The organism is Maribacter sp. 4G9, from assembly GCF_002742265.1.
Classification (GTDB): domain Bacteria; phylum Bacteroidota; class Bacteroidia; order Flavobacteriales; family Flavobacteriaceae; genus Maribacter.
The window spans coordinates 1-10,314 of sequence record NZ_MDGL01000110.1 but is presented as its reverse complement, the minus strand read 5'-3'; the positions used below and the strand labels follow the sequence as shown (position 1 = coordinate 10,314).

The following is a 10,314-nucleotide window of genomic DNA, read 5'->3' as shown; positions in this document are numbered from 1 at the left end:
CCGATGCCATCCTCGACCGTTTGGTGCATACAGCTCACAGAATAGATATAAAAGGAGAATCAATGAGAAGAAAATTGAAAAATAAAAACTAAGTTTAACCCAAGGATAGATCAAATCTGGGCAGTCCATTTGCCATGGTCAGTTTCATCCGGCGAAGGTGGGTCAGTTTACCCGGCTTATCCAAAGAGGCATTGACCACGTCCTATCTGAAATCCCCAAGACCGGACGGCCTGCTCTCGGAAAATATTTTGACAAAGAAACTTGACGATTTGCTTCCAACTATAACGCCATCGAGAAGCTATATTTCCCTTGACCGTTATCTTCCACAAAATCGAAAAGAACATTTGAGTAAAGCACTTGAAAGAGAGTTCCCAACGGTCAGGGAAAGATTGTTCCAACTGGAAACCAAAAAAGAAAGAGAAACCTTGGAAAACAAGTTCAAACTCATCGGGAAGGTATTGAAAAAAGGTGTTTTCGATGTTGGCACGAAACAGGGAAGCGTTCGTCTTCTGTTCCAATCGTTAGGGGTAAAATACCATGATAATAAATTGTCTTTTGCTAAGTCGAACAGGCATACCGTTCCCGTTCCATTGGGCCGTTTGCCTTTCCCTGAGAATCTGGACAACTATGTATCCTCGGGATTCGTCCGACAAAACCACTTGATGCTCGAAATGTTATCGGAACAGTCTTCGGAAAACAGTCCCAGACTGACGGCATCGGCCATTTTCCTGCCAATGATATTTCCAAATCTTTATGAAAAAATGAACCCAGTTTACAAACAGCAATATGAAAGTGTTGCTCTGGCTTCCTATGTAACGAATGCGGAACGGATGCATGCCCCTTTCGAAAAGTCCCCAAAGGACTACATTGCCCTTTTCAACGCCAAAGGTTTCTATTTCGTAAAGGGAGAAAAAGGTTTCGAGGTCAAGTCTATCTATACGGATAACAAAACAAGTTTCCAATTGCCTAAAAGAACGAGCCTCTATTTGAATACTATTACCAATCTGACCGAAACATTAAAAGGACAAGAAAACGTCATCAACGGACTTGTCGAGGAGGGCAGGGACAATCTCAAAAACCTATGGGCTGGGCATCTCATGGAAAGGGGAGTATACGATAAGGTCGCCTTTATGCTGACAAGTGAAAAAGTCTATCCGAACCTGCATCGGGAGATGGTACAGCACCAGATGGACAACGGACTACGCAAAAGTCTGAACGAGGTAACGGTACGTACGACAAATTACCAACACAAACGCATGTTACGAAAAGGCGTTTATGCCATCAGTTCGTTATTGGGCGGCAGTGGCGGTAAAACTGAAGAGATGTACAACGGGTTTAAGGATGAGTTTACGGATTTTACAAAATTTAAGAGGAAAAGTATGGGTACGGGGCATTCATTATAAGATTCAAGGAGCGATACGTTTATGAAATTTAAGACCTCTGGAGTACTTATAATATGCAACTTGAGTTCCAAAAAAAAAATCGTTTTATGGTCACTTCTATTACGAACAAAGACTTTTTGTAAATTACAACGTTTGAATAGACTTGGAGCAAATTTTTGAAAAACTGGGAATTTGCATTCTGTTTATGACTTTAAAGGTTAGGTTTATTTAAACCTATGCGACAAAAATATACCTTTAATCAATTCTTGGTCTTTTGGGGCATAACAATATAACCTGTTCAAGTTCGTGCCATCTTTTTTATCAGAGTAAAACGAAAATCTTGTACTAATCTCTCCTTCTCTTTTTTCCAAAACAATTTTCGAAGAGTAACCACCAACTATAAGCTCCTGAAAGCTGATTGTTTCGTCATTCTCACTAACGTCATCAATAGAGGAAAAAGAGAAAACGCCATAATCAAAATAAAGAGTATCCCTGTTATTCGTAAGTCCTCCAAAGAAGCCGTCAGTGCCTTGAGGGTAAAAACGTACCCAATCCAAAGGAGTGACCAAGGTGAATTTTTCAAAATCAATTCTTTGTTCAGTATTGGGGTCAAATCCTCCATCACTATCGCAACTCAAAAGAAATAAAGCTATTGATAAGACTTTTAAGAATCTGTATTTATGGAAAATCATCATTAGAATTTCTTATTTAGATGTGAATTCTTCAGTATAGTTGCGTGATTTATTAACTATGTGAAACACATACTAAAAGATTTATTCCCCTTAAAACATAATACAGACCAAAATATGATGCCCTTTGGTTCATCTTAAAGAACTTAACTAATGCCTTTCAAATGGCTGGCAGTTGGCAATAGTTAGTATTGATATTTGTAAATGTAATTTCCGAGGCAAATATCAAATCCAGGGTCAATTCCAAAATAGAATGTTCTCTTCTCAATTAGTTTATCGTTGTCGTAATCATTTTCCTCAATGGTATTCTCACCATCTTTGATCTGGATCAACCTACTTTTGGTGTCATAAAAATATTCTTTTGAATATAGGACATTGCCAGATTTGGTTTCCTTTATTTCCCCAATCAATAAATCGTCAGAATACTTATACGTCGTGATATGATGTTTTTCACCCGCTTTTGTATATTCTGTTTTTGATACTATCAGATTATTTTCATATTCGTACGTATTGAATCCTCCCCACGATTCCCAATCTTTGACGAGAAGCCCATTCTCGTATTCAAGAGGTGCCTCACTCTCACTTTCGGCTACCTCTTGCCCGTTGATGTCATAATCGGTGATTTTGTACTTTATGTTTATTAATTGGTCCAAATCATTATAAATGAACGATTTGTTTATTTTTCTCAAGTTGAGTTCAGTAATTTCACTAATCAACTGCTTTTTGGAATTATACTCCAATATTTTTTTGCTTTGCAAATTTCCATTGGCAAATATTGTCTCTGAAATCAAGCTGTTGTTCGAATATTCATATTCTATCCTTCTCAATAATTCATTTGGTGAACTTTGGCAATATACATCGATGGCGATTGGGTCAATTAATTCCGAAAAACTGAATAATCTCTCTTCACCTTCTTCGGAACAACCCAATAATATTATTAAAATCCAGACGCAGTAAACAATATTTTTCATAATCTGTCTGTTTTGGATATTTATCAAAAAGATGTAGTTATGGTATCTTGGTTGCGTTGTACGCTGAATCATCGCCAAGTTTTATACTTCACCAATAACCATATATACTTGAGATTAAATTAATATTTATGAACGAATATCCCAGCTCCATAAAAGAACCATTTTAAAAGACTGTTCAAATACGATATAAAATTATCTGTTTATAGTTCCATTTGTCGTCATCTTTAATAGTTCTAAAAATTCAATTTTTATGGAACTAAAATCTTTCAAAGATTAATTTGATTTCTATATATATTTTAGCACCCTACGGGTGCTTTTTGTGGATAGGGAGAAAAAGAAAATGATGGCTTTTGGGTAAATAAGGTTGTTGTATGTTACAAAAGAAGCCATATTAAGCCAAATAACCTCAAATTTTGAGTGCAAATTGAGTGCAAATAAAAAAGACTTTAAAGAAATAAATCTTTAAAGTCTTGATTTTCAAGTGATCGCGACAGGATTCGAACCTGTGACCGTCTGCTTAGAAGGCAGATGCTCTATCCAGCTGAGCTACGCGACCCTATACATTTAAAAGAATGGGTTTTTTAAATGTGGCTGCAAATTTAGTAAAAAATACATATTGGTAAAACCAAATCGTCCTAAAAGATACCCTATTACAAAAAGTAACTAAGAGCTTGACATTTTATAGCCCTCGTAGTGGTCAAAATTGTCATAGAGTTGGTCCAATACCTGGTAGAAAATATCAAACTCTTTTTCCGTAATATTAATGGTACTTACCTTCCTTAGGTCTTTTATTATGGGTAGTACCCGTTCCATAAGTTTTTGGCCATCGTCCGTCATGACCAATTTATAGCGTTTTTGGTCGTCCCTGAACCGCTGTTTTTTTAATAAACCCTTTTTGCAAAGCCCACTGATAACACGGGAAGTGGTCGCCCTATTCCTAAAGTTGGATTTGGCGATGTCTGCCTGGGATGCATTCTTTCCTTCCAGATGTACACGTTGTAGTATGACCCATTGCTCAATGGTCAAATCAATATCATTGTCCAAAAAGGCCTGTAAAAAGGTGCTTTGTACCTTTTTCAAAGTACGGTCAATATATACGCCAAATCCTTCGGTCCTGTCCATACATGGTAGCTTATGGACAAAAATACATAGAAAATCGTTAAAATTGTTGTTAATGCAACAAAATGAAATATTTTTTGTAATTTTAAACCTTTAAAAGAGAATGGAGAAACAGGCATGCCGATACAGTTTAAAACCTACATTTTAGAAGACAGTACCTATAAGGGCGGAAGCAAGAAAATTGTTATGCCAGAGGGCATGGAAGTGCATAAGTTATCTTCCAATGAAAACCCTTTTGGGTATTCCACTAAGGTTAAAAAGGCCCTAATGGATTCACTAGACGAGTTGAGTCTTTATCCGGACAATACGGATATCCGATTAAGACAAGCCTTGGTCAGGGATTTTAAACAAGAACTTACCGAAAATCATTTTATTACGGCCAATAGTGGGTCGGAAATCATCGACATGATTTCAAAAGCCTTTCTTAACGAGTGCGATGAAGTGATTGTAAGTCAGCCTTGTTTTTTGCCTTATACCGCATTCACGCGTTGGATGGGGGCGACCGCCATCAACGTTCCCATGACGGAAAACTTTGATTATAATCTGGAAGGCATTTTAAATGCGGTGAACGAACGAACGAAGTTGATATTTTTGGCCTCACCGAATAATCCTTCGGGGAATTATATTCCCAAGGAAGATTTGACTGCCTTTTTAAATAAAGTTCCATCCCACGTCATTGTGGTTTTGGATGAGGTGTACCGTCATTTTGCAGAAGCTGCGGACTATACATCGGCTTTACCTTTCGTAAAAAAATGTCAAAACATCATTGCCATTAACAGTTTTTCCAAAACCTATGGATTAGCTGGGCTTCGTGTGGGGTATTGTTATGCCCCTTTGCATATCAGCAATTACATTAGAAAAATTTGTAAACCCTTTCTATTGTCCACCATGGCCTTGGAAGGGTCCATTGCAGCTTTGGAGGACGCTGAATTTGTTGAAAAGACCGTAGCCCTTATACGTCAGGAACGTGAGTTTGTGCTTAGGGGACTAAGTACACTACAAATCAAATTTTGGCCTACCCAGGGTAATTTTGTAATGATTCACCCCCCCATTCCTGATACTGAACTGTTAGCCTTATTGGAGCAAAAGGGTATTATGGTAAGACCTGTGGGCAATTTTGGAGCCCCTGGGAAAGTCCGGATTTCCTTTGGTACCAGAGCTTCCAACGAAGCACTATTGAACGCCTTGGATTCCATTGTAAAAATGAAAACAGTAACGTCATAAATTTTTAGCAACTATGTTGCATTAACAACAATATAAAGTAAGTCAATATGTCAACAACAATAGCATCAGAAAAAAAACAGGAAAAAGCAACGGACTTTATGCCGATCAACGGCACCGATTATCTGGAACTCTATGTGAGCAATTCCAAACAAGCAGCACACTTCTACAAAACCGCATTTGGTTTTAAATCCTTGGCCTATAAAGGCCTGGAAACTGGAAGTAGGGAACTTGAATCCTATGTGGTACAACAGGACAAAATACGATTGGTCCTAACCTCTCCCTTAAAAAGTGGAACCGATGTAGGTAGGCACATAGATAAGCATGGTGACGGTGTTAAGGTAACGGCACTTTGGGTCGAGGACGCCACCTATGCCTATGAGGAGGCAATGAAACGCGGTGCAAAAAGTTATATGAAACCTCAGGTGGAAGAGGACGACCAGGGAAAAGTGGTTCGCTCCGGTATTCACACCTACGGAGAAGTGGTCCATATTTTTGTGGAACGCAAGGAATATAATGGGGTGTTTTTGCCAGGATATCGGAAATGGGAATCGGACTATCAACCGGAACCGGTAGGCCTTAAGTATGTAGACCATATGGTAGGGAATGTGGAAGAGGGCAAAATGAACTATTGGGTGAAGTTCTACGAGGAAGTTATGGGCTTTACCCAAATTCTTTCCTTTGACGATAAGGAAATCTCCACGGAATACACGGCCTTGATGAGCAAAGTGATGAGCAACGGTAACGGTCGCATCAAATTTCCGATTAATGAACCCGCACCGGGCAAGAAGAAATCCCAAGTGGATGAATATTTGGAGTTTTATGAAGGCGAAGGCGTGCAGCATATTGCGGTTGCTACCGATGATATTTTAAAAACCGTTTCCGAACTAAAAAGTAGGGGAGTGGAGTTTTTAACCGTTCCAACCACCTATTATGATGTGCTTACGGAACGGGTCGGTAAAATTGACGAGGATATAGAGTCGCTAAGTAAGTTGGGGATTTTAGTTGATCGTGATGATGAGGGCTACTTGTTACAGATATTTACCAAGACCGTTCAGGCAAGACCTACCATGTTCTTTGAAATCATCCAAAGAAAGGGTGCAACCTCCTTCGGAAAAGGTAATTTTAAGGCATTGTTTGAAGCCATAGAACGTGAGCAGGAACTCAGAGGTACTTTATAAGGACCTAAATGAGTAATTTTAAAAGAAGTTCACAAACTAAAAATTCAGTTTATGCCCATATATCACAAACAAGGTACTATTCCCCCAAAACGCCATACGCAATTCCGTAGGCCGGACGGTGAACTCTATTCGGAGCAGTTGTTCGGTACTATAGGGTTCGATGGGATGTCCTCGCTGCTCTATCATCATAACCGACCGACAATGGTCAAGGAAATATTGAAGAGTACCGATGTTTCCCCTAAAATTGCCCTGGAAAAACACATACGTTCTCTAAAATTGGTGAGTTTTAACGCGAAGCCCAAGGATGATTTTTTGGAGGCGAGGGAGCCCCTCTTGGTGAACAATGACGTACATATAGGGGTGGCGGCACCAAAGCAATCCATGACCGATTACTTTTATAAGAATGCCGATGCGGATGAAATGTTGTTCATCCACAAAGGTTCTGGAACGCTCAGAACTATTTTTGGTAATATTTCTTTTGAGTACGGGGATTACCTTATTATTCCCCGTGGGGTAATCTATCAAATCGATTTTGATACCGAGGAGAACCGTATTTTTTATGCGGAGTCTTTTACTCCCATTTACACCCCGAAAAGATATCGAAACTGGTTCGGGCAATTGTTGGAGCATTCGCCGTATTGTGAAAGGGATTATAAACTCCCAGAGAATCTGGAGACGCATACCGATATGAAGGAGCACCTTTTGAAGGTGAAAAAGCAAGGGGTGCTGCATGAAATGCTCTATGAAGGGCATCCGTTCGATGTAGTAGGTTGGGACGGTTATAACTATCCCTACGGATTTTCAATCCATAACTTTGAGCCCATTACAGGTAGGATTCATCAGCCGCCACCAGTACATCAAACCTTTGAGACCTCGGCCTTTGTGATTTGTTCCTTCGTGCCCAGATTGTACGATTATCATCCAAAATCTATCCCAGCGCCCTACAATCATTCCAATATCGATTCCGATGAGGTATTGTATTATGTGGATGGGGATTTTATGAGCAGGAACGGGGTTGCCCCCGGCAATATTTCATTGCATCCGGCCGGAATTCCGCATGGTCCGCATCCAGGTGCCGTAGAGCGAAGTATCGGTCAAAAAGGCTCCGAAGAATTGGCGGTGATGATCGATACGTTTAGGCCGTTGATGGTGACGGAAAACGCTATGAAATTGGACGATGGTAACTATTATCAATCTTGGTTGAATTCATAAAATAAAATCAAGTATGAAACCAATGTCTACTTGGGTCGATGTTCGCCACGATTCTGATTTTACAATTTACAATTTACCCTTTGGTATTTTCTCCGTGGATGAAAATGAACCCAGGGCCGGTATCGCCATTGGCACTCAAATCGTCGATTTGGCTATTTTGGCCAAGGCCGATTTGTTGGATGTTGGGGAGCATTATTTTTCAAAACCTTTTCTGAATGATTTCATTGGATTGGGTAAGCAAATAACCAGAAAAGTACGTTTGGACGTGCAACAACTATTATCGGATGAAAATTCTGAACTGAAAAATGTATCGGGGGCCCTTGTTGATCAAAACAAAGCCAAAATGCATCTTCCTGTGAGCATTGGGGATTATACGGATTTCTATAGCAGCTTGGAACATGCCACCAATGTAGGTAAAATGTTCCGTGATCCGCAGAATGCCCTCCTTCCCAATTGGAAACACCTTCCCGTAGGATATCATGGTAGGGCCTCGTCCATTGTGGTTAGCGGTACGCCCGTATATAGACCTAAAGGTCAGGTGTTGCCCAAAGGGGAAAAAATCCCGGTTTTCAAGCCTTCTGGACGGTTGGATTTTGAACTGGAAATGGCATTCATTATTGGGAAAGAAACAGAGTTGGGCGAATCTATACCCGTTGAAAAAGCACATGAACACATATTTGGCATGGTCCTGTTCAATGATTGGTCCGCCCGAGATATCCAAAAATGGGAATACGTTCCTTTAGGCCCCTTTCTAGGCAAGAGTTTTGCTTCGTCCATTTCACCCTGGATCGTAACCCTAGAGGCACTGGAACCTTTTAAAGTCCAAGGACCAAAACAAGACCCTGAAATACTACCTTACCTAAAATCCAGTGGGCCGCTGAATTATGATATACATCTGGAGGTTTCCTTGGCTACTGATAATTCCAATCCCCTAACAATTTGTCGCTCCAACTTTAAATACATGTACTGGAACATGGCACAACAATTGGCACATCATACCGTAAATGGTTGTAATGTGAAGGTGGGGGACATGATGGCTTCGGGTACTATTTCAGGTATGGACGAAACCGCATATGGTTCCTTGCTGGAACTATCCTGGGGCGGTAAGAAATCGATTGAATTACAACAAGGTGAAACCCGCACTTTTATTGAGGATAATGATACCATAAGTATGAAGGGTTACGCCATTAAAAATGATATTCGAGTAGGATTTGGAGAAGTGTCCGGTACAATCTTACCAGCGAAAAAATAAAATATGATAAAAACAATTGACCCTAATACAATTCCACAACAGGAGCTACATGCCTATCTTCTTTCTGCTGTAGCCCCAAGACCTATTTGTTTTGCCAGTACCATTGATTCCGAAGGAAATGTAAATCTTAGCCCTTATAGTTATTTCAATATTTTCAGTATCAACCCACCGATCATGATATTTTCTCCCAATAGGAGCGGTCGTGATGGTTCTATGAAGCATTCCCATCAGAATGTTTTGGAAGTACCGGAAGTGGTCATCAATATCGTCAATTACCCTATGGTAGAGCAAATGTCTTTGGCCAGCACTTCCTATGACAAGGGCGTGAACGAATTTGTAAAAGCCGGTTTTACCCAAGTGCCCAGTGAAAAGGTAAAACCACCTAGGGTAGGGGAGGCTCCGGTAGCCATTGAGTGTTCGGTGACCGAAGTGATAGAATTGGCCGACACCCCAGGTGCCGGTAACCTGATTTTGGCCAAAGTGGAACTAGTTCACATTAATGAGGCCTATCTGGATTCGGATCAAAAACTGGATACCACAAAGTTGGATTTGGTAGGTCGTATGGGCGGAAACTGGTATACACGCTCCAGTGGCGATTCCCTTTTTGAAATTCCTAAACCGATTCGCAACAAGGGTATGGGGGTAGATCAATTACCCGCCGCCGTTCGAAACAGCACCGTACTAACGGGGAATAATTTAGGACGCTTGGGAAATTTGGAAACGGTACCCTCCCAAGAAGACATTGATAGGGTGGCGGAGTTACCCGAGGTCAAGGAATTGTTGGAAAGTGCAGTCAATGAAGTTAGTATTCATAAATTGGCCAAAAAATGGCTGGAAGAGAACAGGACAGAGGACGCCCTTGCTTTGTTATGTCTTTATTAGTCTGTTTAAAGTAACGGACTAAAAAATTTGGCTAGGCCTTCCATAAACTTAAAGTAAATGGACCGTTTTTTAAAGGACTCCTTTTCCAGCAAATTTTCCTTTTTACAGTGGCCGAAAAAAAACTTTTCAATTTTTTGTGCGATGTCCTTATCGTAAATAAGGACATTGGTTTCAAAGTTATGTTCAAAACTTCGGTAATCAAAATTTCCAGAACCCACTGAGTGGAAAGGACGGTCAAAGTGAACCACTAAAAACGGATTAAAGTGAGCATAGCAAACTAAGTGCTCAAAATCGATTCCATTGTGGTTAAATTTACTATTTATTTATTTGTTTTTTACGCATTGATTCTCCCTTTATATTGATTCTATGTGCGGTGTGAACCAGTCTATCTAAAATGGCATCTGC

12 protein-coding genes and 1 tRNA gene are annotated in these 10,314 nt (G+C 40.1%); 7 read left to right on the top strand and 6 right to left on the bottom strand.

Features of this window, described 5'->3' with window-relative positions:
• Positions 1–8 precede the first annotated feature (8 nt).
• Entirely contained in the window at positions 9–92 is an 84-nt protein-coding gene (locus BFP75_RS22130) for an ATP-binding protein (protein ID WP_309474607.1), read from the top strand.
• Between the two features lie 42 nt (positions 93–134).
• Positions 135–1,403: a hypothetical protein gene (locus BFP75_RS11005; protein WP_099545448.1), complete on the top strand. Its 1,269-nt coding sequence runs from the start codon at positions 135–137 to the stop codon at positions 1,401–1,403.
• Positions 1,404–1,606: 203 nt separating this feature from the next.
• On the opposite strand, the gene BFP75_RS11000 is transcribed toward BFP75_RS11005, so the two are convergent.
• The 4 genes from BFP75_RS11000 to BFP75_RS10985 form a co-directional block, all read right to left on the bottom strand.
• Positions 1,607–2,020 (bottom strand): hypothetical protein, encoded by a 414-nt coding sequence (locus BFP75_RS11000; protein WP_099545447.1) that lies wholly within the window; start codon positions 2,018–2,020, stop codon positions 1,607–1,609.
• A 236-nt stretch (positions 2,021–2,256) separates the two neighbouring features.
• Positions 2,257–3,042: a hypothetical protein gene (locus tag BFP75_RS10995; protein ID WP_099545446.1), complete on the bottom strand. Its 786-nt coding sequence runs from the start codon at positions 3,040–3,042 to the stop codon at positions 2,257–2,259.
• Between the two features lie 482 nt (positions 3,043–3,524).
• A tRNA-Arg gene (locus tag BFP75_RS10990) sits at positions 3,525–3,598 on the bottom strand.
• Between the two features lie 107 nt (positions 3,599–3,705).
• Positions 3,706–4,164 carry a MarR family winged helix-turn-helix transcriptional regulator gene (locus BFP75_RS10985; protein WP_099545445.1) on the bottom strand — a complete coding sequence of 153 codons (459 nt, stop codon included), beginning with the start codon at positions 4,162–4,164 and terminating at the stop codon, positions 3,706–3,708.
• 114 nt (positions 4,165–4,278) lie between these two features.
• Between BFP75_RS10985 and hisC the strand changes: the two genes are divergently transcribed.
• From hisC to BFP75_RS10960, 5 genes are read left to right on the top strand one after another with little or no spacing between them, the layout of a single operon-like run.
• Positions 4,279–5,385 (top strand): histidinol-phosphate transaminase, encoded by a 1,107-nt coding sequence (gene hisC / locus BFP75_RS10980; protein WP_099545444.1) that lies wholly within the window; start codon positions 4,279–4,281, stop codon positions 5,383–5,385.
• A gap of 47 nt (positions 5,386–5,432) precedes the next feature.
• Positions 5,433–6,563, top strand: a complete 1,131-nt coding sequence (gene hppD / locus BFP75_RS10975) for a 4-hydroxyphenylpyruvate dioxygenase (RefSeq protein WP_099545443.1) — start codon at positions 5,433–5,435, stop codon at positions 6,561–6,563.
• 51 nt (positions 6,564–6,614) lie between these two features.
• Positions 6,615–7,775 carry a homogentisate 1,2-dioxygenase gene (locus tag BFP75_RS10970; RefSeq protein ID WP_099545442.1) on the top strand — a complete coding sequence of 387 codons (1,161 nt, stop codon included), beginning with the start codon at positions 6,615–6,617 and terminating at the stop codon, positions 7,773–7,775.
• Positions 7,776–7,797: 22 nt separating this feature from the next.
• Complete coding sequence (gene fahA, locus BFP75_RS10965) at positions 7,798–9,027, top strand: fumarylacetoacetase (protein ID WP_099545449.1); 1,230 nt, start codon at positions 7,798–7,800, stop codon at positions 9,025–9,027.
• Between the two features lie 3 nt (positions 9,028–9,030).
• On the top strand, positions 9,031–9,909 hold the full coding sequence (locus BFP75_RS10960; protein ID WP_099545441.1) for a flavin reductase family protein: 879 nt from the start codon (positions 9,031–9,033) through the stop codon (positions 9,907–9,909).
• 5 nt (positions 9,910–9,914) lie between these two features.
• Here the strand turns inward: BFP75_RS10960 and BFP75_RS10955 are convergent, their stop codons facing one another.
• Positions 9,915–10,127, bottom strand: coding sequence for a phospholipase D-like domain-containing protein (locus tag BFP75_RS10955; protein WP_240531766.1), 213 nt, complete (start codon positions 10,125–10,127; stop codon positions 9,915–9,917).
• Between the two features lie 97 nt (positions 10,128–10,224).
• Positions 10,225–10,314, bottom strand: a 90-nt coding sequence (locus BFP75_RS22125; protein WP_240531765.1) for an ATP-binding protein, incomplete at its 5' end; no start/stop codon positions are given.

What these genes read in the sequence shown, in the direction of transcription:
- BFP75_RS11005 (WP_099545448.1), top strand. Translation starts at nt 135, where the DNA reads ATGGTCAGTTTCATCCGGCGAAGGTGGGTCAGTTTACCCGGCTTATCC.
- BFP75_RS10995 (WP_099545446.1), bottom strand. Translation starts at nt 3,042, where the DNA reads ATGAAAAATATTGTTTACTGCGTCTGGATTTTAATAATATTATTGGGT.
- BFP75_RS10985 (WP_099545445.1), bottom strand. Translation starts at nt 4,164, where the DNA reads ATGGACAGGACCGAAGGATTTGGCGTATATATTGACCGTACTTTGAAA.
- hisC (WP_099545444.1), top strand. Translation starts at nt 4,279, where the DNA reads ATGCCGATACAGTTTAAAACCTACATTTTAGAAGACAGTACCTATAAG.
- hppD (WP_099545443.1), top strand. Translation starts at nt 5,433, where the DNA reads ATGTCAACAACAATAGCATCAGAAAAAAAACAGGAAAAAGCAACGGAC.
- BFP75_RS10970 (WP_099545442.1), top strand. Translation starts at nt 6,615, where the DNA reads ATGCCCATATATCACAAACAAGGTACTATTCCCCCAAAACGCCATACG.
- fahA (WP_099545449.1), top strand. Translation starts at nt 7,798, where the DNA reads ATGTCTACTTGGGTCGATGTTCGCCACGATTCTGATTTTACAATTTAC.
- BFP75_RS10960 (WP_099545441.1), top strand. Translation starts at nt 9,031, where the DNA reads ATGATAAAAACAATTGACCCTAATACAATTCCACAACAGGAGCTACAT.